The sequence below is a fragment of the Rhizobium sp. G187 genome, assembly GCF_051549525.1.
GTDB lineage: Bacteria > Pseudomonadota > Alphaproteobacteria > Rhizobiales > Rhizobiaceae > Allorhizobium.
In genome coordinates this window covers 684,211-705,491 of the sequence record NZ_JBPUGM010000001.1, presented here as the reverse complement: position 1 = coordinate 705,491, position 21,281 = coordinate 684,211, and the positions used below count along the sequence as shown (strand labels likewise).

At 60.3% G+C, this 21,281-nt stretch carries 22 protein-coding genes; 18 read left to right on the top strand and 4 right to left on the bottom strand.

All coding sequences use genetic code 11. The features are described from left to right. Positions 1-10: 10 nt before the first annotated feature. A complete protein-coding gene (locus ACSV9I_RS03315; protein WP_438327222.1) occupies positions 11-703 on the bottom strand; it encodes a cobalt-precorrin-6A reductase in 693 nt (230 codons plus the stop codon). Continuing rightward, positions 693-1,826, bottom strand: a complete 1,134-nt coding sequence (locus ACSV9I_RS03310; protein ID WP_438327220.1) for a cobalt-precorrin-5B (C(1))-methyltransferase — start codon at positions 1,824-1,826, stop codon at positions 693-695. Before ACSV9I_RS03310 ends, ACSV9I_RS03315 begins: the two co-directional genes overlap by 11 nt. Positions 1,827-1,950: 124 nt before the next feature. On the opposite strand from ACSV9I_RS03310, the gene cobA reads away from it, so the two are divergent. From cobA to cbiB, 4 genes are read left to right on the top strand one after another with little or no spacing between them, the layout of a single operon-like run. After that, positions 1,951-2,802 carry a uroporphyrinogen-III C-methyltransferase gene (gene cobA, locus ACSV9I_RS03305; RefSeq protein ID WP_438327218.1) on the top strand — a complete coding sequence of 284 codons (852 nt, stop codon included), beginning with the start codon at positions 1,951-1,953 and terminating at the stop codon, positions 2,800-2,802. Further along, positions 2,799-4,097: a cobyrinate a,c-diamide synthase gene (locus tag ACSV9I_RS03300; protein ID WP_438327217.1), complete on the top strand. Its 1,299-nt coding sequence runs from the start codon at positions 2,799-2,801 to the stop codon at positions 4,095-4,097. Before cobA ends, ACSV9I_RS03300 begins: the two co-directional genes overlap by 4 nt. 1 nt (position 4,098) lies before the next feature. Next, positions 4,099-5,094 carry a threonine-phosphate decarboxylase CobD gene (gene cobD / locus ACSV9I_RS03295; protein ID WP_438327215.1) on the top strand — a complete coding sequence of 332 codons (996 nt, stop codon included), beginning with the start codon at positions 4,099-4,101 and terminating at the stop codon, positions 5,092-5,094. Between the two features lie 4 nt (positions 5,095-5,098). Then, on the top strand, positions 5,099-6,076 hold the full coding sequence (cbiB, locus tag ACSV9I_RS03290; RefSeq protein ID WP_438327213.1) for an adenosylcobinamide-phosphate synthase CbiB: 978 nt from the start codon (positions 5,099-5,101) through the stop codon (positions 6,074-6,076). Between the two features lie 36 nt (positions 6,077-6,112). Here the strand turns inward: cbiB and ACSV9I_RS03285 are convergent, their stop codons facing one another. Next, entirely contained in the window at positions 6,113-6,847 is a 735-nt protein-coding gene (locus tag ACSV9I_RS03285; protein ID WP_054158443.1) for a Crp/Fnr family transcriptional regulator, read from the bottom strand. Between the two features lie 187 nt (positions 6,848-7,034). Between ACSV9I_RS03285 and hemN the strand changes: the two genes are divergently transcribed. The 8 genes from hemN to ACSV9I_RS03245 all read left to right on the top strand — a co-directional run bounded on the left by hemN (position 7,035) and on the right by ACSV9I_RS03245 (position 14,820). After that, positions 7,035-8,384 (top strand): oxygen-independent coproporphyrinogen III oxidase, encoded by a 1,350-nt coding sequence (gene hemN, locus ACSV9I_RS03280; RefSeq protein ID WP_438327209.1) that lies wholly within the window; start codon positions 7,035-7,037, stop codon positions 8,382-8,384. 105 nt (positions 8,385-8,489) lie between these two features. Next, entirely contained in the window at positions 8,490-8,768 is a 279-nt protein-coding gene (locus ACSV9I_RS03275; RefSeq protein ID WP_054158445.1) for an acyl carrier protein, read from the top strand. A 25-nt stretch (positions 8,769-8,793) separates the two neighbouring features. Continuing rightward, a complete protein-coding gene (locus ACSV9I_RS03270) occupies positions 8,794-9,267 on the top strand; it encodes a 3-hydroxyacyl-ACP dehydratase FabZ family protein (RefSeq protein WP_438327206.1) in 474 nt (157 codons plus the stop codon). Positions 9,268-9,371: 104 nt separating this feature from the next. After that, positions 9,372-10,577, top strand: a complete 1,206-nt coding sequence (locus tag ACSV9I_RS03265) for a beta-ketoacyl-ACP synthase (protein ID WP_438327204.1) — start codon at positions 9,372-9,374, stop codon at positions 10,575-10,577. A 10-nt stretch (positions 10,578-10,587) separates the two neighbouring features. Next, entirely contained in the window at positions 10,588-11,877 is a 1,290-nt protein-coding gene (locus ACSV9I_RS03260) for a beta-ketoacyl-ACP synthase (protein WP_438327201.1), read from the top strand. 58 nt (positions 11,878-11,935) lie between these two features. Continuing rightward, complete coding sequence (locus tag ACSV9I_RS03255; protein WP_438327198.1) at positions 11,936-12,964, top strand: zinc-binding dehydrogenase; 1,029 nt, start codon at positions 11,936-11,938, stop codon at positions 12,962-12,964. A gap of 4 nt (positions 12,965-12,968) precedes the next feature. Beyond that, positions 12,969-13,898, top strand: coding sequence for a lipid A biosynthesis lauroyl acyltransferase (locus ACSV9I_RS03250; protein WP_438327197.1), 930 nt, complete (start codon positions 12,969-12,971; stop codon positions 13,896-13,898). A gap of 187 nt (positions 13,899-14,085) precedes the next feature. Continuing rightward, complete coding sequence (locus tag ACSV9I_RS03245; protein WP_438327195.1) at positions 14,086-14,820, top strand: PAS domain-containing protein; 735 nt, start codon at positions 14,086-14,088, stop codon at positions 14,818-14,820. A 38-nt stretch (positions 14,821-14,858) separates the two neighbouring features. On the opposite strand, the gene ACSV9I_RS03240 is transcribed toward ACSV9I_RS03245, so the two are convergent. Further along, a complete protein-coding gene (locus ACSV9I_RS03240) occupies positions 14,859-15,380 on the bottom strand; it encodes a hemerythrin domain-containing protein (RefSeq protein WP_438327193.1) in 522 nt (173 codons plus the stop codon). A 252-nt stretch (positions 15,381-15,632) separates the two neighbouring features. Here ACSV9I_RS03240 and ccoN point away from each other — a divergent pair, with 252 nt between their 5' ends. From ccoN to ACSV9I_RS03210, 6 genes are all read left to right on the top strand, one after another. Continuing rightward, the gene (gene ccoN, locus ACSV9I_RS03235) at positions 15,633-17,261 is read left to right on the top strand and encodes a cytochrome-c oxidase, cbb3-type subunit I (protein ID WP_054158452.1); all 1,629 of its coding nucleotides are present in this window, start codon (positions 15,633-15,635) and stop codon (positions 17,259-17,261) included. Between the two features lie 13 nt (positions 17,262-17,274). Further along, positions 17,275-18,006, top strand: a complete 732-nt coding sequence (ccoO, locus tag ACSV9I_RS03230) for a cytochrome-c oxidase, cbb3-type subunit II (RefSeq protein ID WP_438327191.1) — start codon at positions 17,275-17,277, stop codon at positions 18,004-18,006. 10 nt (positions 18,007-18,016) lie between these two features. Next, entirely contained in the window at positions 18,017-18,169 is a 153-nt protein-coding gene (locus ACSV9I_RS03225) for a CcoQ/FixQ family Cbb3-type cytochrome c oxidase assembly chaperone (protein ID WP_054158454.1), read from the top strand. Between the two features lie 3 nt (positions 18,170-18,172). Beyond that, entirely contained in the window at positions 18,173-19,039 is an 867-nt protein-coding gene (ccoP, locus tag ACSV9I_RS03220) for a cytochrome-c oxidase, cbb3-type subunit III (RefSeq protein ID WP_438327190.1), read from the top strand. Between the two features lie 174 nt (positions 19,040-19,213). Further along, entirely contained in the window at positions 19,214-20,794 is a 1,581-nt protein-coding gene (gene ccoG, locus ACSV9I_RS03215) for a cytochrome c oxidase accessory protein CcoG (protein ID WP_438327685.1), read from the top strand. Next, the gene (locus ACSV9I_RS03210; RefSeq protein WP_438327188.1) at positions 20,791-21,279 is read left to right on the top strand and encodes a FixH family protein; all 489 of its coding nucleotides are present in this window, start codon (positions 20,791-20,793) and stop codon (positions 21,277-21,279) included. The genes ccoG and ACSV9I_RS03210 overlap by 4 nt, the downstream gene beginning before the upstream one ends. The last annotated feature ends 2 nt before the right edge of the window (positions 21,280-21,281 follow it).

Genomic DNA, 21,281 nt, shown 5'->3' with positions numbered 1-21,281 from the left:
TTGAGCGGGATCAATCCCGTTCAAGCATGATGACGGGGATGGCGAGGTTGCGGGCTGCTTCCAGCTTTGCATAGCCCGTCATACCGCCTGAGTTTCGGCACACGAGATGCGTGACGCCAAACCGACGGAGGAGGGAGGCCTCCTCGGAAGCATCCCCGGAAGGCTTGCCCAGCATGAGTGTGTAGTGTGTAAAACCAAGCGGCTGGGTCGGCGGGTCTACCATACGGATAACAAACTGGCAGTCACTCCGCGGCAGAAATGCATCGAGATACTGGCGTCCGAGCGCAAGAAATACGGTCGCCCCCTGCGGCAGGGCGTCGGCCGCGGCCTCCAGGTTTCCGACCGCCGTCCAGAGATCACCCGGCCGGCGGATCCAGGCCGGTCGCTGTAGACGGCGAAGCGGGATGCCGGCAATCGCCGTCGCTCGTGCGGCATTGGCGCTGATGCGATGCGCAAAAGGATGCGTCGCGTCAATCACGCGGTCGAACTGCTCGGCCGTCAGATACTCAACCAGTCCGTCGATGCCGCCGAAGCCGCCGATCCGAACTTCGCCTGGCGGCAGTACGGGCTCCATGGTGCGTCCGGCAAGCGACGTCACCACATGATGGCCTTCGATGACCAATTCGCTGGCCAGGCGTCGCGCCTCCTCGGTGCCGCCGAGAATGAGGATACGTTCCGCTGGCATGGCACTGTCAGGTGGCATGGGCGATGATCTTTCCCTGGCGATCTGTGATGATCACATCGACCGATATTGGCGCGTTTCGAAGGGTAGAGAGCGCCGCGAGGCGAGCCAAGGCCGCGACCGATGGTCCGAGATCAATGTCATTTTCTGATGCTATTTTATAGGCTTCCAGGGCGGTGTTTGCATTCAACATCAGATTTCGTGCAGCGGGTGAAAGTGCTTCGCAGACGGGCAACGAAACAAGGAAGCCAAGATCAACCTGACTGCGCGAGGAATGTAGGTCGAGCGCTCCCTGGGCAAGCTTCGTCAGCTTGGCAAACCCTCCGGCGATCGTGAGGCGCGGAACGGGATGCGCCCGCAGATATTTCAGCAGTCCCCCGGCAAAGTCACCCATGTCGAGAAGCGCCGTCTCCGGCAGATTGTGAAATGCCTGGGCTGTCTTTTCCGAGGTAGACCCCGTGGCGCCCGACACATGGGTCAGACCGGCTGCCCGTGCCACATCAATGCCGCGGTGGATGGAATGGATCCAGGCGGCGCAGGAGAAGGGATGCACGACGCCAGTTGTCCCAAGGACCGACAGTCCGCCGAGGATGCCCAGGCGCGGATTCCAGGTCTTGGCTGCGAGTTCCTCCCCGCCGGGAATGGAGATGGTGACCTCAACATCCGCGCTGATACCCGCTTCGCTACACAGCGCTTCGATCACTGCCGTCATCATCTGACGCGGCACCGGATTAATGGCCGGCTCGCCGACGCCGAGCGGCAGGCCGGGTTTCGTGATCGTGCCGACGCCGGGACCCGCCACGAAACGGATCCCACTCTTCGGCGGCAGCAATCGGACCGTGGAAATCACTGTGGCGCCATGGGTGACATCAGGATCGTCGCCAGCATCTTTGACGATACCCGCGCTGGCCGCGCCGTCTTTCAGGTCTTCTGTGGCGAGCGCGAAGGCGGGGCATTCGCCACGGGGCAGGGTGATGGTGACCGGATCGGGAAAGTGGCCGCTGATCAGCGCCGTTAATGCGGCCTTTGTCGCTGCCGTGGCGCAGGCGCCCGTGGTCCAGCCTTTGCGCAGCGGCGCACCGTCAGGCTTGTCCAGCCTGTGCTGCTCTTCGTGCGGTTGGTTCGGCTGCTTCGCGTCGCTCATGGCATGCTTATAGGCGAGCGCGGAGGATCGCGGAAGGCATGGTCTCGGCAAGCTGTATCTGGTGTCGTGGGAGTGGCGCCGATGTGGAATTGCATTTTGCAGCGAGGAGACCTAGAGCTTGAGCATGAGTGACACGATGCGTCTTGCCCTGCCCACAAGCCTGCCCGCGATCGAGCCGGGGCACGTCTGGCTGGCTGGCGCTGGCCCGGGGGATCCAGGCCTGCTGACGCTGCTCGCTGCCAAAGCCCTCTCGGTAGCTGATGTCATCGTGCATGACGCGCTCGTCAATGAGGAGTGCCTGAAACTCGCGCGACCCTCAGCGCTCTTGGAATATGCCGGCAAGCGCGGCGGAAAGCCCTCGGCCAAGCAACGCGACATCTCGCTGAGGTTGGTAGAACTTGCCCGCGCCGGTCACCGGGTGCTCAGATTGAAGGGCGGCGATCCCTTCGTCTTCGGTCGCGGTGGCGAAGAGGCTCTGACGCTCATCGAACATGGTGTGCCCTTCCGCATCGTGCCGGGCATTACCGCCGGCATTGGCGGGCTCGCCTATGCCGGCATTCCGGTCACCCATCGCGAAGTCAACCACGCCGTCACCTTCCTCACCGGCCATGATTCGTCAGGCCTTGTCCCTGACCGGATCGATTGGGACGCGATCGGGCGGGGTTCGCCCGTCATCGTCATGTATATGGCGATGAAACATATGGGCCAGATCGCACGCAATCTGATTGCCGCGGGAAGGCGAGAGGAAGAGCCCGTCGCCTTCGTCTGCAATGCGGCGACCTCCGAACAAAGCGTTTTGGAGACGACACTTGGCCGAGCCGAAGCTGATATGCTGGCTGCCGGCATCGAACCGCCAGCGATCGTGGTGATCGGCGAGGTCGTGCGGCTTCGCCCATCACTCGACTGGGTCGGCGCCCTGTCAGGTCGTGAACTTCTGCCCGACCCGTTTGCCGAAGTCCGGAAAGACAGCGCGTGAGTGGTCTGCTGATCGCAGCGCCTGCGTCGGGCTCGGGCAAGACAGTGGTGACGCTGGGCTTGTTGCGTGCCTTGAAGCGCCGCGGCATTCCGCTGTCCCCGGCCAAGGCTGGACCCGATTACATCGACCCCGCCTTTCATGCTGCAGCCGCCGGCACCGATTGCCAGAACCTCGATCCCTGGGCCATGCGCCCTTCGCTTCTGACGAGCCTGTCCGAACGCGCTTCCATGGGCAAGTTCCTTGTTGTCGAGGGAATGATGGGATTGTTCGACGGCGCCGCCGACGGAACCGGCAGTGCTGCCGATCTCGCGCAGCTTCTCGGCCTCCCGGTTGTGCTCGTCGTTGATTGTGGCCGCACATCGCAGTCCGTCGCGGCCCTCGTCAGCGGCTTTGCCCAGTTTCGCGCAGGCGTGACCATAGCCGGCCTCGTTCTCAACAAGGTCGGCAGTGATCGCCATGAAACCATGCTGCGGGCGGCGCTGGACGCCGTGGGCGTGCCTGTCATCGGTGTGCTGCGCAACGACGCGGCACTCGTCCTGCCGGAACGTCATCTCGGCCTTGTGCAGGCTGCAGAACATGACGGGATCGAGCAGTTCATCGAAGCCGCCGCTGATGCAGTCGAACGCGGCTGTGATCTGGACGCACTTCTGGATCTGGCGGGACGGCGCGTCGAACCCGGCCGATCTTCACAACCGGATGAAATTCGCCGTCTGGGACAACGGATCGCCATTGCCCGCGACATCGCCTTCGCCTTTGCCTATCCGCACCTGATGGATGGCTGGCGACGACAAGGGGCGGAACTCACCTTTTTCTCGCCGCTCGCCGACGAAGGGCCGGCTGCTGATGCCGATTCGGTCTATCTGCCGGGCGGCTATCCTGAACTGCATGCCGGGCGGCTGGCCAATGCTGCCCGCTTTCAGTCAGCCATGAGACAGGCTGCTCACCGCCACGCCCGCATCTATGGTGAGTGCGGCGGCTACATGGTGCTGGGCGAGGGGCTGATTGACGCCGCCGGCACGCGCCATGCCATGCTCGGCCTATTGCCGCTGGTCACCAGTTTCGCCGAGCGAAAGCGCCATCTCGGCTACCGCCGCCTCCGCTCCCTCGCGTCGGATCTTTTTGATGGGTGCTACACCGCCCATGAGTTTCACTATTCGACCATTGTCGAGGAAGGTCAGGCCGACCGGCTCTTTGAAGCTACCGACGCGCTTGGTACCAATCTCGGACCCTCGGGATTGCGGCGGGGTGCCGTCTGTGGTTCCTACATGCACCTGATCGACAGGGCAGGAGCGTGAGATGAACGGCAGGATAACGCATGGTGGCGGTATTGCTGCAGCAGTCGCCATCCACGGCGGACGGATCGAGGATTGGCTCGACCTGTCGACCGGCATCAATCCTTGCCCGCCCGCCTTGCCGGATATCCCCGCGCGGGCATGGCATCGTCTGCCGGATCAGGAGTTGGAACTTGCGGCCCGTGAGGCGGCCCAGCGCTACTATGGGTCCGGTGATCGGTTGCCCTTGCCGGTGCCCGGCACACAGTCCGTCATCCAGCTCCTGCCGCGTCTGGTGCCGGCCGGCGGCCGGGTTGCCATTCTCTCGCCGACCTATGGCGAATACCGTCGTGTCTTCGAGCTCGCTGGTTTTACTGTCGATGCGATTTCTGATCTTGACGAAGTCACGGAGCGCCATGCGCTTGTCGTGGTGGTCAACCCAAACAATCCGGACGGCCGCGCTTTTCATCCGCAGCAACTCGCTCCGCTCATCGAACAGCTCGGCCGACAGGGTGGTTACCTCGTTGTTGATGAGGCTTTTGGCGATGCCACACCGGAGATCACGATTGCCGCCACGGACGACCCGCATGTCATCGTCTTCAGGTCCTTCGGCAAATTCTTTGGTCTGGCGGGTATCCGCCTGGGTTTCGTCATTGCAGGCAAACCGATCGCAGAGCGTATGGCGGATTGGCTCGGTCCCTGGGCTGTCTCAGGACCGGCCCTGACGCTCGCCACGCACCTTCTGTCTTCGGATGTCGAGCCAATCCATGCGCGTATCGCCGAGCGCTGGAACGGGCTCTACCAGGTCCTCAGCCGTGCCGGTCTGGAGATTGCGGGCGCTGCGGGTCTGCTGACGCTGGTCCAGCATGAGAGAGCCGCCGAACTCCACGAACATCTCTGTCGCCATCACATCCTGACGCGCCGGTTCGATTATCGGTCCGACTGGTTGCGCTTCGGTCTTGCCCCCGATATGGCCGGTGATGCCCGCCTCGCCGAGGCGCTCGACCGCTTTTCCCGGTGACGCCATGATACACATAGCCATCCTCGTCCTTGCGCTCATCCTCGATCGGGTTGTCGGGGATCCACCATGGCTCTGGCGACGTCTGCCGCATCCGGTCGTGATCTTCGGCAAGGCGCTCGACGTCTTCGAAAGCCGTCTCAACGGATCAGATCGCTCTTATGAAAATCGAAAGCTGAACGGCGTCGTCACAATTGTTGTTCTGCTGGGGCTTGCAAGCCTTTTCGGCTGGTTCCTGTCCTCGATCTTCTCTGCACTCGGACCGCTTGGATATCTGCTGGAAGCGGTCGTGGTCGCGATCTTTCTCGCCCACAAAAGCCTCGGAGATCACGTCGAGGCTGTGCTGGATGGACTGCGTCGTGATGGACTTGAGGGCGGCCGGCTCGCCGTCTCGATGATCGTCGGCCGTGACCCTAAAACGCTCGATACGTCTGGCGTGGTTCGGGCAGCACTCGAAAGCCTGTCGGAGAACTTCGCCGACGGCGTCGTGGCCCCGGTCTTCTGGTATGCGGTCGCAGGCCTCCCCGGTCTCCTGGCCTACAAGATGTTGAATACTGCTGATTCGATGATCGGTCACAAGAACGAGCGTTTTCGTGCTTTTGGCTGGGCATCGGCCCGGCTGGATGATGTCGCCAACTGGCCAGCAGCCCGGATATCGGCCATCCTGATTGCCTTTGGTGCGGCCCTCCGGCTCGGTCCCGCAGCCGGTCGTCTTTCCTTGTCGGTGGCCCTGCGTGATCACGGGCTGCACAGATCGCCGAATTCTGGCTGGCCGGAAGCCGCCATGGCTGGCGCTCTTGATCTTCAGCTCGCCGGCCCCCGCGTCTATCAGGGGGAGCGCGTGAACGAGCCAATGATGCACGCGGCGGGGAGGGAAGAGGCAAGGGCAGCCGATATCGTCAAGGGCCTGTGCGTGTTTCACGCGGCCTGGATCGGGCTTCTGGCCTCAACGCTTCTGCTTCTGGCGATCATCTGCGCATTCTGAGAATGCCTGACGCTGAGCGACCCGAGCCAGAAAAGATCAGCGATCAGCGTCGATGCCTGCCGAATCGCGCAGTCGGTCCAGCTTCGGCACGATCACATGGCGATTGTTCTCGATCACGATCACCCCGTCCTTGCGCAGTTTGGTCATCTGCCGGCTGACGGTTTCGATGGTCAGCCCGAGGAAGTCGGCGATATCCGCGCGTGACAGTGGCAGATCAAACGTTTGCGCGTGGCCGTGTTCCGGATCGATATGTGTGGCGATCAGATAGAGAAAGCTCGCCACCTTTTCCTGGGCGGTCTTGCGGCCAAGCGTCAGCATCCAGTCGCGCGCTTCGTCGAGTTCCTTCAGCGACTGGCTGTGCAGCTTGCGCTCCATATCGGGGACTTCACCGAGCATCCGATCGACAACGTGGCGCGGGAAGGAACAGATCTCTGTGTCCGTCGCAGCTTCCGCTGTCATCGTGCTTTCGCCCTGGAAGGGGCGACCGAGGAAGTCAGGCGCAAACTGCAGTCCGACAATCTGCTGCCGGCCGTCTGCCATCATCTTCGAGAGCTTGATGACGCCTTTGAGAATGTTGCTGTAGCTGCCGACCAGTTCGCCTTGGCCGATCACTTCGTTACCGCAATCAACGCGACGGCGAACCGAATGCTTATTGAGTTCTGTCAGCTGGCTTGCGGTCAATACGGAGCACAGTCCGCCATGACGCGCTTCGCAGGAACGACAAACCGCCGGCGCTTCGCACTCCGGCAGATGTTTACGATATGTGTCCATGGTCGAGCCGTCCCATCAACCGTCCAGCCCTCAATGGACCGCCGGTTTAGCGCCCTGTCGCGCTGCCGAGTTTCGCTGAACTCTACGTGATCAACCTAACATCGAATTGATCGAAGTCAAAGGGTGGATCCAGTTCCTGCGCTATCTTTGGTCGCAGTCTCGATACAGATCCTGGGTCCCGTGCGCCATGCAAAATTCGCTCCTGTCCAAATATTCCGGTGCGGTTCCGCGCTATACCAGTTATCCGACGGCCCCACATTTCCACGAGGGGGTCGACTGCGGCATATATACACAGTGGCTGAAGGCGGTGACCGGACGCGAGCGCATCTCGCTCTATTTGCACATTCCTTATTGTGATCGGCTTTGCTGGTTCTGCGCCTGCCACACCAAACATACGCTGAAATACGAGCCAATAGCGATCTATCTGGAATCGTTGAAGAAGGAGATTGCCGCTGTCGGTGCGATCGTCACTCCGGAAGCTGAGGTTACGGCCGTACATTTCGGCGGGGGATCGCCCACCATGCTGCGCCCCGAAGACATGATTGGCCTGATGGATGCGCTAAAGGCAGCCTTCCATTTTGCCAGTGATGTTGAGATCAGTGTCGAAATGGATCCGAACGACCTGGATGAACCACGCTATGATGCGCTCGCGGCCATCGGCATGACGCGCGCAAGTCTCGGCGTTCAGGACTTCCACCCAGACGTGCAGCGGGCGATTAATCGAATTCAAACCTTCGATCACACCAAGTCGGTGGTTGAGGCCGTGCGTGCGCGGGGCGTCCATTCGGTCAACTGCGACATTCTCTACGGATTGCCACACCAGACGGAAGCCACCCTCACGGACACTGTGAATGACATCCTCTCGCTCAAACCCGACCGTATTGCGCTCTTCGGTTATGCGCATGTGCCGTGGATGAAGAAGCATCAGACGATGATCCAGGAAGATATCTTGCCGGGTCTGGAGGAGCGGTTCGCCCAGATGAGCCTCGCGGCGGCCATGCTCGTCGCGGCAGGCTATGAGCCTGTCGGCATCGACCACTTCGCGCTTCCATCCGATTCGATGGCTGTGGCGGCCAGGGAAGGGCGTCTGAAGCGAAATTTTCAAGGTTATACGGAGGATGCGGCGGAAGTCTTGATCGGGCTCGGTGCTTCCTCCATTGGCCAGTTACCGCAAGGTTATGTCCAGAACATGCCGGCAACCGGCGAGTACCAGCGTATGGCCGACGGCCAAGGCTTGGCGACCGTGCGCGGGGTGGCGCTCACCGAGGACGATCGGATGAGGCGCACCGTGATCGAGGAAATCATGTGCCGTTTCTCACTGAGCTTTGATGCGCTGCGTGACGCCTTTGGTCCGCTTGCAACCGATGTCGTCGCCGAAGCGCGCAGCTTTGCAGCAGGCAATCGCGATGGTATCTGTCGCATCGAAGGCGAGCGTTTCGTCATCACGGACGCCGGTCGACCCTTTGCGCGCACAATCGCGGCCGTCTTCGATAGCTATCTTTCCAACGGTAAAGGGCGGCATTCGGTTGCTGTTTAGGCAACACTGAAGTCGCAAATTTCGCTGCTGCGAAAAACGGCCATTGGCATTTCGAGCCGTTTTCCCTATGTGGAACACAGAATTTGAGACTTAAGAGGTACAGGCGTGACCGCTACATTCGACAAAGTTGCCGACATCATTGCTGAAACCAGCGAAATCGATCGCGAGTCGATTACGCCGGAAAGCCACACGATTGATGACCTCGGCATCGACAGCCTTGACTTCCTCGACATCGTATTTGCGATCGACAAGGAATTCGGCATCAAGATCCCGCTCGAGCAGTGGACGCAGGAAGTCAACGAAGGCAAGGTTTCGACCGAAGAATACTTCGTTCTGAAGAACCTCTGCTCCAAGATCGACGAATTGCGGGCTGCCAAGGGCTGATCTGCCTTGAAAGGCGGAGATCGTCATGCTGCTTGAATATTTCCAGATGATTGACAAGGTCGAGAGCGTGGATCTCGGCCTTGGTCGTTTGAAGGCCACCTCTGTCGTGCCGATGGAAAGCCCCGTCTTCGAGGGGCATTTTCCGGGCATGCCGCTGGTGCCCGGTGTCCTTTTGATCGAAACCATGGCGCAGGCCTCCGGCATGCTGCTGCTGGCGGTCAAGGATTTTGAGGCCATGCCTTTCCTGATGTCGGTGGATGGTGCCAAGATGCGCACCTTCGTCGAGCCGGGTGCGGTCCTCGAAATCGAGGCGGAGCTTGAGCACGACGGATCCGGTTTCGCAGTGACCAAGGCGCGCATCACGAGTGGCGGCAAGAAGGTCTGCGATGCGCAGCTCAAGCTTCGCACCATGCCCTTTTCAGAAGTGCCGCTCGCACCCATCGTGCGCAAGCGCGCCGAGGAAATCGGGCTCCTGACGGCCATGGTCGCCGGAGCTTGAACCCTTCATTGCACCCAGGCTGTGCGATCTGCTCTTGACCTTGGGGCCTTATTCGGGAAAACCCGCATTTTACGCCGGCAGAGCTGCCCGCGAAAGGATTGCATATGGCCAGACAACCGAATGACGTGGTGATCACAGGTATCGGGATCGTCACCTGCCACGGGACCGGCAAGGAGCCGCATGTTGCGCTTCTGTCCGCCGCTTCTGCGCCGGAGCCGGTGCTCGAGACGGAAAAGTTCAAGCCGTATGTTGTGCATCGCCTGCCGGACATCGACTGGTCGACCCAGGTCGGTCGCAAGGACCAGCGGCAGATGGAGAACTGGCAGCGGCTCGGTGTCTTTGCAGCCGGTCTCGCGCTCGACGATGCCGGGATGAAGGATGACTTGGAAGCGTGCGGCTCCATGGATCTTATCGTAGCCGCCGGTGGTGGCGAACGTGACATTGCCGTTGACAGCCTGATCGTCGACGAAGCTTTGAAGCGCAATGATCGCGAGAAGCTTCTGATCGAGAAGCTGACCACCGAACTGCGCCCGACACTGTTCCTGGCGCAGTTGTCCAATCTCTTGGCCGGCAACATTTCCATCGTTCACAAGGTCACAGGCTCCTCGCGCACCTTCATGGGTGAGGAGTCGGCCGGCATTTCCGCAATCGAAACCGCATTTGCCCGGATCAAGGCGGGGCAGTCGACCCATACGCTGGTCGGCGGTGCCTTCATCGCTGAGCGTGCCGATATCCTGCTTCTGGTCGAGGGCATCCGCGCCCATCAGACTGGGCCTTGGCAGCCCCTTTGGGCCCGCGATGGTTCTGAAGGCGGCGGCATGATCCTTGGCACGGTCGGCGCTTTCCTGGTCTTGGAATCGCGCGAACACGCCGAAGCCCGCGGCGCCCATGTTTACGCCGTGCTCGACGCGGTCGAAGGCGATCGCGGCAATCGCGACAATGGGCGTTTTGAACAGCGCCTCGAACGCATTGCGCCGGAAGCCTCTGCGCTGTCGGCTGCTGATACGCTCGTCTTCTCCGGCGCCTCCGGTCTCGCTGATCTGACGCAACGTGAGAAGACTGTCCTTGCTGAACGTTTTCCAGGCATGCCCATCCGCGGTTTCGCCGGTTCGATCGGCCATTCGCTGGAAGCACAGTTTCCGGCAGGTCTGGCGCTCGCAGCTCTTGCAATAGACAGCGGCGCCATCGTTCCGGCTTTCGATCCGGCACATGAAGGTGCCCAGGCGACGCCCGCGAAACATGCCATCGTCTCGACGGTCGGATATGTGCGCGGCGAAGGCCTCGCCGTCCTGTCGTCCGACGCGCTGTAAGGAGAGATCCATGACCGACAACCGCTTCAAGGATCATCTTGGCCGCCCGATTGTTGCCGTCACCGGCATGGGTGTGATCACCTCGCTTGGCCAGGGATTGGCCGACAACTGGGGCAAGCTGACAGCCGGCCAGTCCGGTATTCACTACATCAAGCGCTTCGATACCGAAGGCATGTCGACCCGGATCGGCGGTACCGTCGATTTCGTCGCGGTGCCGGCCAACAATGCGGTCGAGCGTTCTTATGCGCTGGCACGCGAGACGGCGATCGAGGCGCTGGCCCAAGCCGGCATCAATGGCGATTTCAATGGTCCGCTCTTCCTGGCCGCCCCGCCGGTTGAACCGGAATGGCATGACCGCTTTGCTCTCGCCGAGCGCGCGCCGCCATCGACCGAACCTGGCGATGCCTACGTACGTTTTCTTGCCGCCATGCGCGAAAGGCCGGATCCGGTCTTCCTCGAAGCCGTTCAGTTCGGGTCTATCTCGGAGCGCCTCGCTGACAAGTTCGGTACACGCGGCTTGCCGGTCACCCTGTCGACGGCCTGCGCGTCTGGCGCAACTGCGATCCAGCTCGGCGTCGAGGCCATCCGCCAGGGACGCACGGAGCGCGCTTTGACGGTCGCAACGGACGGATCGATCAGCCCAGAAGCGGTAATCCGCTTTGCGCTTTTGTCCGCGCTTTCCACCCAGAATGACCCGCCGGAAAAGGCATCGAAGCCGTTCAGCAAGGAGCGCGACGGTTTCGTGATCGCCGAAGGGGCTGCGACGCTGGTTCTCGAATCGTTGGAGGCGGCAATCGCCCGCGGCGCCAAGGTCCTCGGCGTGATCAAGGGCTGCGGCGAAAAGGCCGATCATTTCCACCGCACGCGCTCGTCGCCGGACGGTGGCCCGGCCATTGCGACGATCAAGGCAGCACTCGCCGATGCCGGATTGTCGGAAGAAGCGATCGGTTACATCAATGCCCATGGAACATCGACGCCGGAAAACGACAAGATGGAATATGGCGCCATGCTGTCTGTCTTTGGTGAGCGCCTGAAGGATGGCATTCCATGCTCGTCCAACAAGTCGATGATTGGCCATACCCTGACCGCCGCTGGCGCCGTCGAGGCGGTGTTCTCGATCCAGACCATGCTGACCGGCACCGTGCCGCCGACGATCAATTATACCAATCCCGACCCTTCGATCGTGCTCGACGTCGTGCCGAACGAAAAGCGGGAAGCTTCGGTTTCGGCGGTGCTTTCGAATTCCTTCGGCTTCGGCGGCCAGAACGCCAGCCTTGTCATGACGCGGGAACCGGCGTAATCGCCCTCGCAACAAGCCTATAGACCAGATTTGACGCCCAGGGGGCGAGGACAGAACAATGCGCGCACTGCAACTGATCGATGACCGCAAGCTCGAAGCCGTCGACGTTCCCGAGCCGGACGCACCGGGCCCTGGCGAAGTGAAGCTGAGGGTCAAGGCTGTCGCTCTCAACCACATCGACGTCTGGGGCTGGCGCGGCATGGCATTTGCCAAGCGCAAGATGCCGCTGACGATCGGTGCGGAAGCATCTGCCGTCGTCGAGGCGATCGGCCCCGGCGTATCCAACGTCCTGCCGGGCCAACTCGTGTCAGTCTATGGCGCGCGCACCTGTGGTCTCTGCAAGCCCTGCCGCGAAGGCCGCGACAATCTCTGCGAACATGTCCAGGGCGTGCACGGCTTCCATCTCGACGGCTTCGCCCAGGAGCTGATCAACATTCCCGCCCGTCAGCTCGTGCCCGCACCGCATGGTGTCGATGCGATCGGCGCCGCACTTGCACCCGTAACGTTCGGAACCGTCGAGCATATGCTGTTCGACAATGCCAAGCTCGAACCCGGCGAAACGATCCTCATTCATGCTGGTGGATCCGGTATCGGCACGGCGGCAATCCAGCTTGCCAAGAAGATGGGCTGCACGGTCATCACCACTGTCGGCTCGGACGATAAGATTGAAAAGGCGAGGGCGCTCGGCGCCGATCATGTGATCAACTATCGCTCGGACCGTTTCGAAGGCGTTGTGCGCAAGCTGACCAAGAAGAAGGGTGTTGACGTCGTCTTCGAACATGTCGGCAAGGACACTTTTGCCGCCTCGATGTTCTGCCTCAAGCGTGGTGGACGCCTGGTGACCTGCGGATCGACCTCCGGCGTCTCGACAGATGTCAACCTGATGATGCTGTTCCAGCAGCAGCTGAAATTGCTCGGCTCTTTCGGTTGCCGGATGGAGAACATGGCGAACGCGATGCAGAAGATGGCGCGCGGCATCGTTCACCCGGTTATCGATACCGAAGTCACTTTCGGCGAGATCGACAAGGCGCTCGAGCGGATGGAAGGTCGCCAGATCTTTGGCAAGATCGTCCTCAGAATGGATTGATCCCGTGCGGATGCTGATCACCCGTATCGTTCTGGCGCTGCGAAAGTTTTACCACTGGTCGGTGGCGCAAGCGGTTTTCGGGTTTCTGACAGCGTTGAAAATCCTGCCGGCGGATGCGGCGATCAACTTTGCTGACAGGCTGATGCGCTGGCTTGGTCCGAAGACCTCTCGCCATCGCCTGATGCTGGTCAATCTGCGCAATGCATTCCCGGAGAAGAGCGAGGCGGAGCGCGAGGCAATCGCCTCGGCGAGCTGGGGCCATATGGGCCGGCTTGCTGCGGAGTATATCTTTCTCGACCGGCTGTTCGATTTTGATCCGAGCCGTCCGGGCGAGGGACGTATCGAGGTTTCCGGCATCGAACAATTCCTCGATCTGCGTGACAATCCGCGGCCCTTCATCGTCTTTACCGGCCATACGGCCAATTTCGAACTGCTTCCAGTCGCGGGTGCTGCTTTCGGTCTTTTTGTCAGCGTCCTGTTCAGGCCGCCAAACAACCCCTACATCGCGGAGAAGGTCTTCAACTTCCGCCGAAAGCGTATGGGGGACCTGGTGCCGTCGCATGCAGGCTCGTCCTTTGCACTCGCACGTCAGCTGGAAAAGGGCGGTGGCGTCGGCGTTCTTGTCGACCAGAAGTTCAAGAAGGGCGTGGAGACACGCTTCTTCGATCGCCCGGTCAAAACCAATCCTCTGCTTGCCAAGCTTGCCCGTCAGTTCGAATGCGAGGTCTATCCGGCGCGCTGCATCCGTCTGCCTGGAAATCGGTTCCGCCTCGAAATAGAGCCGCGAATCGCATTGCCACGCAATGCCAAGGGACAGATCGACGTGAACGCCACCGCCCAGGTGCTCAACGACAAGGTTGAAGCTTGGGTGCGTGAATATCCGGAGCAGTGGCTCTGGTATCACGACCGCTGGAACATCAAGCACTCCATCTAATTAAAGGATGTTCTTACAGAGGCTTACGTCTCATATTCGCGACACATCGCTCGCGGATATTTTTTGGGCTGCACGATCGAACTGCATACGAAATATTGAATGTGATTTGACCTCATGTTACGCCTTACGCACGGGTAGATTGTGATGGTGCGGGGCACGCCATCACATCCAATGCGGCGAGGTACGGATGTCCAGCGAATTTCAAGCAGCCAGTTTACTGGACCTGTTCGAGCAGGTGTCGAACAAGAATCAGCAGTTGCAGCGCGCCATCCATAGCGGTGATGATGCCCTGGTGGCCGCGCTTGACCGCGAAATCGATCCGTTGATCACGGAGATGATCAACCATCGCGCCAGCGAGCCGGAACAGATCTACCTTCAGCTCAGCCTCCTCACGCGTCTGTTGCGAGAAGATGCAGACGACCGCTCCTGCGTCTTGCGCCATGCCTCCATGCTGTCAGTTTTGATAGAGCGCTACTTTGGGCCACGTAAGCCGCAGCCAGCGCTCGATATGGGATCGTCTGCGGTGGATTGTCTTGCCGAACTGGGTGATGACGAGCAGCTCAACGAATCGATCCTGAACAACTTGCCGGATCGGGTTGCGGTCGTAACCCGCGATGATCGCTACCTCTTCGCAAATCCGGCGATGGCGGCATTGCTTAAGGTTCGCCAGATGGATCTGATTGGCCGCAGCATCTTCGACTGCAATCTCTCATCGGCCGCTGTGGTCGACATGCGCATGGCGCTTGATGCCGCTTTCGCGGGGCGCAGCGGCGAGTTCGCCAGCGCCTTCCACGATGGGTATGGCGATGAAGTTGTCTTCAAGGGGCGTTATGCGCCTTTGAAGGCCCGCCAGGGCCTGATCAACGGTGCAGTCCTCACATTGACCGACAGCATCAGTGTGGCCGAGGGCGTCGCTGCCTGAGCGGACATAGGCCGTCCTCAACTGTTGGCCGAAGCGGTCTATCCGTCCTGCATGTCCCGGAACAGATATTCGCGTTCGAATGCGATATGGCGGCGGATGCCCTCAAAGAAACCGCGCAGCATGTAGCCGACGGCTTCCATATTGACGATATCGCCTGAGCCCAGTTTCAAAAGTGCGTCCGTCAGCTCTTCCGCGAAACACTCATCTTCACAGTGTTCAAACTTGAGGCGCTCCAGCGTGGCGTCGATATTATGTCCGGCCCGCGGATCGGCGAGAAGCTGCGGAAAGAGAATGCTCTCTTCATAGCGGTGAATTCCCTGGATTAAGGGCCCCAGAGCCTTGGCGGCATAGATGCATTTCTGCCGGTTGACCGCAGATGGCAAGGAGTCGGCAATCGCCTCCAGCTCGCTGCATAGTGCCAGCTGTTCGTCATGGGCCCGACGAAGCCACTGGAGGTCCTCGCCGGTCCTGTCCGCCATTCCGCCCGCAGCTCCTCCGCCCGTATCCTGCTCGCCTGCCGTCTGCAGGAGCACCTGTGGAGCCGTCGCTTTGGTCAGCATGTGCATTTCTCCTCGCAGACAATGCTTGCGCCATCGCACGCACAGCACACCGGGTGCTCTGATGGCCAAGGTTCAAGCTATCGTCTCAATCGCCGCTTGTTTGCCCAGCTTCGCCAGTTGCACGCGATCCTGCATTGACTTGGATCAAGGTGGCTTCGTGTCCGCGATGCGATGGATGCAGACGACGCGAGAGGATTCCCTTCCCGAGGGCCTTCCGCGAAGAGATCAGCAAGCCGTTGGGGGATTCCAACAATGAACTATACGCTAGAGACTTTGGTGATGGCGGTGCTCGCCTTCGCCGCGCTGCTCGGGGTGGCTTTCGCCCATGACAGCCTCTTTGCGGCCCATATGTGGGTCGCCTTCTTTACACTGGCTGCGGGCACCGTGGTCATGCTGCGGCGGATGAAATTTGCGCCCGTCGGCGCAAAGCCGGTCACCGCGCCAAAGTCCGAATATTTCGACGAAGTCGTCAAGTATGGCGTCATCGCTACAGTCTTCTGGGGCGTCGTGGGCTTCCTGGTTGGCGTGGTCGTCGCCTTGCAGCTCGCTTATCCCGACCTCAATATCGAGCCGTTTCTGAACTTCGGGCGCCTGCGGCCGCTGCACACTTCCGCGGTCATCTTCGCCTTCGGTGGTAATGCGCTGATCGCCACCTCTTTCTATGTGGTGCAGCGAACCTCGCGTCAGCGACTGTTTGGCGGAAATCTCGGTTGGTTTGTCTTCTGGGGCTATCAGTTCTTCATCGTCATGGCGGCCACCGGTTATCTTCTGGGTATCACCCAGGGCAAGGAATATGCCGAGCCGGAATGGTATGTCGATCTGTGGCTGACCGTCGTGTGGGTGGCGTATCTGATCACCTTCATGGGCACGGTGATGACCCGCAAGGAGAGCCACATCTATGTGGCCAACTGGTTCTACCTGGCCTTCATCGTCACCATCGCAATGCTCCACATCGTCAACAACCTGTCGATGCCGGTCTCATTCCTGGGTGTGAAGAGCTACTCGGCTTTTGCGGGCGTGCAGGATGCTTTGACGCAGTGGTGGTACGGCCATAACGCTGTTGGCTTCTTCCTGACCGCAGGCTTCCTCGGCATGATGTATTATTTCGTGCCGAAGCAGGCCGGTCGTCCGGTCTATTCCTACCGCCTGTCGATCATCCACTTCTGGGCCCTGATCTTCATGTATATCTGGGCAGGTCCCCATCACCTGCACTATACGGCACTGCCCGACTGGGCGCAGACGCTTGGCATGGTATTCTCGATCATGCTGTGGATGCCGTCCTGGGGTGGCATGATCAATGGTCTGATGACGCTCTCTGGCGCCTGGGACAAGATCCGCACTGACCCGATCATCCGCATGATGGTCATCGCGATTGCCTTCTATGGCATGTCGACCTTCGAAGGTCCGATGATGTCGATCAAGGCCGTCAATTCGCTCAGCCACTACACCGAATGGACCATCGGTCACGTTCACTCTGGCGCTCTGGGCTGGGTCGGCATGATCACCTTTGGTGCGATCTACTACCTGACGCCGAAGCTGTGGCACCGCAATCGCCTTTATTCGATGCGCATGGTCAACTGGCACTTCTGGCTCGCCACCCTCGGCATCGTTGTCTACGCCGCGGTCCTTTGGGTTGCCGGCATCCAGCAGGGTCTGATGTGGCGCGAATACGACGAGCAGGGCTTCCTGGTCTATTCCTTCGCGGAATCGGTCTCAGCCATGCATCCCTACTTCGTGCTGCGTGCGCTGGGCGGTGCCATGTATCTCCTCGGCGGATTCATCATGGCCTACAACGTCCTGATGACCATCCTCGGCTATGAGCGCCAGGAAGCGCCTATCGCCGGAACGGTCGCGCCTGTTGCTGCTCAACCGGCTGAATGAAAGGAAGGCTCACATGTCCATTCTTGATAAACACGCAATCCTCGAGAAGAACACGAGCCTTCTCTTCCTCGGTTCGCTGCTGGTCGTGACCATTGGCGGTATCGTGGAAATCGCTCCGCTCTTCTACCTCGAGAACACCATCGAGAAGGTGGAGGGCATGCGGCCCTACGCACCGCTCGAACTGGCCGGCCGCAACATCTACATCCGCGAAGGGTGCTATGTCTGTCACAGCCAGATGATCCGTCCCTTCAAGGACGAGGTCGAGCGTTATGGCCATTACTCGCTGGCCGCGGAATCGATGTACGACCATCCGTTCCAGTGGGGTTCAAAGCGCACCGGGCCGGATCTCGCCCGTGTCGGGCAACGCTATTCCAACGAGTGGCACGTCCAGCACCTGATAGAGCCGCGCGATGTCGTGCCGGAATCGATCATGCCGAGCTATTCCTACCTGAAGGAAACGCCCCTCAAGGTGGCAAACGTCGGGATGGAGCTGATTGCCAACCGTCGTGTCGGCGTTCCCTATAGCGACGAAATGGTCGAGCAGGCCGAGGCGGATCTGGCGGCCCAGGCTGATCCGAATGCGGATACGACAGCGCTTCTGGCACGCTACCCCAAGGCACAGATTGGTGATTTCGACGGCGATCCGGCCAAGCTCACAGAGATGGACGCACTCGTTGCCTATCTCCAGATGCTCGGCACGCTGGTCGACTTCTCCACCTATGACGACGCAACCGGGTATCGCTAAGGAGGGCACCATGGAAACCTATACCGCCATGCGGCACTTCGCCGACAGCTGGGGCCTTCTTGCAATGGCTCTGTTCTTCGCCGGCGTCGTGCTCTTCACCTTCCGCCCCGGCGGCAAGACGCTTGCCGACGATGCGGCCAGCATCCCTCTCAAGGAGGATTGAGTTATGGCAGACAAGAAACACATCGACGAGATCAGCGGCGTCGAAACCACTGGCCATGAGTGGGATGGCATACGCGAACTTAACAACCCGATGCCGCGCTGGTGGGTCTACACCTTCTACGTGACCATCCTTTGGGCCATCGGTTACACGGTCATGTACCCGGCCTGGCCGCTTCTGACCGGCAACACCAAGGGGTGGCTTGGATATTCCAGCCGCGCCGAGGTCGCTCAGGAGCTTGAGGTGGCGAAGTCATCGCAGGCCGTCTACCTGGAAAAGATCTCCGCAATGTCCCTTCAGGATATCGTCGCCGACCGTGAGCTGGCCCAGTTTGCTGTCGCCGGTGGTGCTGCAGCCTTCAAGGTCAACTGCTCGCCCTGCCATGGGTCGGGTGCCGCCGGCGGCGCCGGTTATCCGAACCTGAACGACGACGATTGGCTCTGGGGCGGGGATCTGGACGCGATCCACACCACGATCGCACACGGGATCCGCTACGATCAGGACGCCGATACGCGCGTCTCGGAAATGCCGGCCTTCGGTGAAATTCTCGACGCCGATCAGGTCAAGCAGGCCGCGGCTTATGTGGTCAGCCTGACCGGAACGCCTCTCGATGCCACCATGGTCGAGCCGGGCAAGGCAGTCTTCGCTGAAAACTGCGCATCCTGCCACGGTGAAGATGCCAAGGGTGGCCGGGACTTCGGTGCGCCGAACCTTGCGGATGCCATCTGGCTCAAGGTAGATGGGGAAGCACAGATCGCAGCCCAGATCCGCCAGCCGAAACACGGTGCGATGCCGGCGTGGAGTGCGCGTTTGGGCGACACTACGGTCAAGCAGCTGACAGTCTACGTCCATTCTCTGGGCGGCGGCGAGTAAGTCTGAAAACCGACATCGCGGGCGGGCGTATCGAAAGGTGCGCCTGCCCGTTCTTCGATATAGGCTTTTCTCTATCTGTTGCGACGCTTCGCCGCTGCTTGACTTAAGTCAAGGCGGGATGGTGCCGGGGGTGGGACAAGGCGAACATCAGAAGAAGGTTCTCCTGCCATGACCATGCATACCGATGAGATGCGCTCAACCGAAGCCGGCGACGTCGAGAAGCTCGATGCTGCGCCGGTTATGTCCGCCCGGACACGCCAGCCGCTCTATGAGGCACGCAAGAAAATCTTCCCGAAGCGGGCCGAAGGCAATTTCCGCCGCTTCAAATGGTTCGTCATGGCGATTACGCTCGGCATCTATTACCTGACGCCGTGGCTGCGCTGGGACCGTGGGCCATTCGCTCCGGATCAGGCTGTCCTGATTGATCTCGCCAATCGCCGATTCTACTTCTTCTTCATCGAGATCTGGCCGCAGGAATTCTTCTTCGTGGCCGGTCTGCTCGTCATGGCCGGTTTCGGCCTCTTTCTCGTGACGTCGGCTGTCGGCCGCGCCTGGTGCGGCTATACCTGTCCGCAGACGGTCTGGGTGGACTTGTTCCTGGTCATAGAGCGCTTCATCGAAGGCGACCGCAACGCGCGCATCAAGCTCGACTCAGCACCCTGGAGCTTCGACAAGCTTTGGAAGAGGGTGTCCAAGCACGCGATATGGATCCTGATCGGCGTGCTGACCGGCGGCGCCTGGATCTTCTACTTCGCAGACGCTCCGACACTGGCGCGTGACTTCATGACCGGCAATGCCGATCCTGTCGCTTACATCACTGTCGCCATCCTCACGACCACGACCTATGTCTTCGGTGGGCTCGCTCGCGAGCAGGTCTGCATCTACATGTGCCCCTGGCCCCGCATCCAGGCAGCCATGCTGGATGAGAATTCGCTCGTTGTCACCTATAACGACTGGCGCGGCGAACCGAGAACGCGGCATGCCAAGAAGGCAGCGGCCGCCGGTGAAGCGGTGGGCGACTGCGTTGACTGCAATGCCTGCGTCGCCGTCTGTCCTATGGGGATCGATATTCGCGACGGCCAGCAGCTGGAATGCATAACCTGTGCGCTCTGCATTGATGCCTGCGACGGTGTCATGGACAAGATCGGCAAGCCGCGCGGACTGATCGCCTATGCGACGCTCGATGAGTACCAGTCGAACATGGCACTTGCGACCAACAACGGCGCAACGGCAATTGACCCGCGCCAGGTGCGCAATCCTGATGGCAGCTTCTCCGACAAGATTCGTCATTTCGACTGGCGCGTCATTTTCCGTCCCCGCACGCTACTTTACATGGGCGTATGGAGTGCAGTCGGTATCGGACTGCTGATCGCTCTCGTTGGACGTGACAGGCTCGAGCTCAACGTCCTGCATGATCGCAATCCGCAATACGTGCTGGAATCGGATGGTTCAATCCGCAACGGATATACGCTGCGCATCCTCAACATGGTCGCGGTCCCGCGCGACATTATCGTCCAGTTGGATGGCTTGCCGGAGGCAACCATGAAAATCAACGGAGTCAGCGAGATGCCGGCACGGTCGTTCACCGTCTCCGTTGAACCCGATGAAGCCACCACGTTGAAGGTCTTTGTCACCATGGCAGGAAAGATGGTGACGAACGAGAAACAGGACCTTCGCTTCGTCGCCAAGGACGTCGCCAGCGACGAACAAGCCATCTATGACGCCGTCTTCATCGGCCCAGGAGCCAAAAAATGAGCGCTGACGCAAAAAAGCCTTTCACCTTTACCGGCTGGCATATGGTGGCCGTCATGGTTTCGTTCTTCGGCGTCATTATCGCCGTAAACTTCACCATGGCCTATCTGGCAACCTCAAGCTGGAGTGGCCTCGTTGTGAAGAATACCTATGTCGCGAGCCAGGAGTTCAACGGCAAGACGGCGGCGATCCGCGAAATGCTCTCGACGGGCATTGTCGGCGAAACCAAGGTCACGGTGTCAGGCATTCGCTATCGCTTGATGCTTCCCGGGAATGTTCCCGTGGTTGCAGACAGCGTTCTGGCGCATTTCAAGCGTCCGGTCGGCGTTGAACATGATTTCGAACTGGCCCTAACCCCGGCTGGCGATGGGCTTTATATTGCCGACAGGGACATCCAGCCCGGCAACTGGATCGTCGAGATCATGGCTAAGACAGACGGCCGAACGATCATGCATGAAGCAAACCGGATCACCGTTTCGGGGGAATGACG

Bases quoted from the DNA above. Each gene is read 5' to 3' on its own strand.
- ACSV9I_RS03240 (WP_438327193.1), bottom strand. From the start codon at position 15,380: ATGCTGACCAAAGCGACGGCTCCACAGGTGCTCCTGCAGACGGCAGGC.
- ACSV9I_RS03310 (WP_438327220.1), bottom strand. From the start codon at position 1,826: ATGAGCGACGCGAAGCAGCCGAACCAACCGCACGAAGAGCAGCACAGG.
- cobD (WP_438327215.1), top strand. From the start codon at position 4,099: ATGAACGGCAGGATAACGCATGGTGGCGGTATTGCTGCAGCAGTCGCC.
- ACSV9I_RS03265 (WP_438327204.1), top strand. From the start codon at position 9,372: ATGGCCAGACAACCGAATGACGTGGTGATCACAGGTATCGGGATCGTC.
- ccoP (WP_438327190.1), top strand. From the start codon at position 18,173: ATGGCAGACAAGAAACACATCGACGAGATCAGCGGCGTCGAAACCACT.
- cbiB (WP_438327213.1), top strand. From the start codon at position 5,099: ATGATACACATAGCCATCCTCGTCCTTGCGCTCATCCTCGATCGGGTT.
- cobA (WP_438327218.1), top strand. From the start codon at position 1,951: ATGAGTGACACGATGCGTCTTGCCCTGCCCACAAGCCTGCCCGCGATC.
- ACSV9I_RS03225 (WP_054158454.1), top strand. From the start codon at position 18,017: ATGGAAACCTATACCGCCATGCGGCACTTCGCCGACAGCTGGGGCCTT.
- ACSV9I_RS03285 (WP_054158443.1), bottom strand. From the start codon at position 6,847: ATGGACACATATCGTAAACATCTGCCGGAGTGCGAAGCGCCGGCGGTT.
- ccoO (WP_438327191.1), top strand. From the start codon at position 17,275: ATGTCCATTCTTGATAAACACGCAATCCTCGAGAAGAACACGAGCCTT.
- ACSV9I_RS03315 (WP_438327222.1), bottom strand. From the start codon at position 703: ATGCCACCTGACAGTGCCATGCCAGCGGAACGTATCCTCATTCTCGGC.
- ACSV9I_RS03260 (WP_438327201.1), top strand. From the start codon at position 10,588: ATGACCGACAACCGCTTCAAGGATCATCTTGGCCGCCCGATTGTTGCC.
- ccoG (WP_438327685.1), top strand. From the start codon at position 19,214: ATGCATACCGATGAGATGCGCTCAACCGAAGCCGGCGACGTCGAGAAG.
- ACSV9I_RS03270 (WP_438327206.1), top strand. From the start codon at position 8,794: ATGCTGCTTGAATATTTCCAGATGATTGACAAGGTCGAGAGCGTGGAT.
- ACSV9I_RS03255 (WP_438327198.1), top strand. From the start codon at position 11,936: ATGCGCGCACTGCAACTGATCGATGACCGCAAGCTCGAAGCCGTCGAC.
- ACSV9I_RS03210 (WP_438327188.1), top strand. From the start codon at position 20,791: ATGAGCGCTGACGCAAAAAAGCCTTTCACCTTTACCGGCTGGCATATG.
- ACSV9I_RS03245 (WP_438327195.1), top strand. From the start codon at position 14,086: ATGTCCAGCGAATTTCAAGCAGCCAGTTTACTGGACCTGTTCGAGCAG.
- ccoN (WP_054158452.1), top strand. From the start codon at position 15,633: ATGAACTATACGCTAGAGACTTTGGTGATGGCGGTGCTCGCCTTCGCC.
- hemN (WP_438327209.1), top strand. From the start codon at position 7,035: ATGCAAAATTCGCTCCTGTCCAAATATTCCGGTGCGGTTCCGCGCTAT.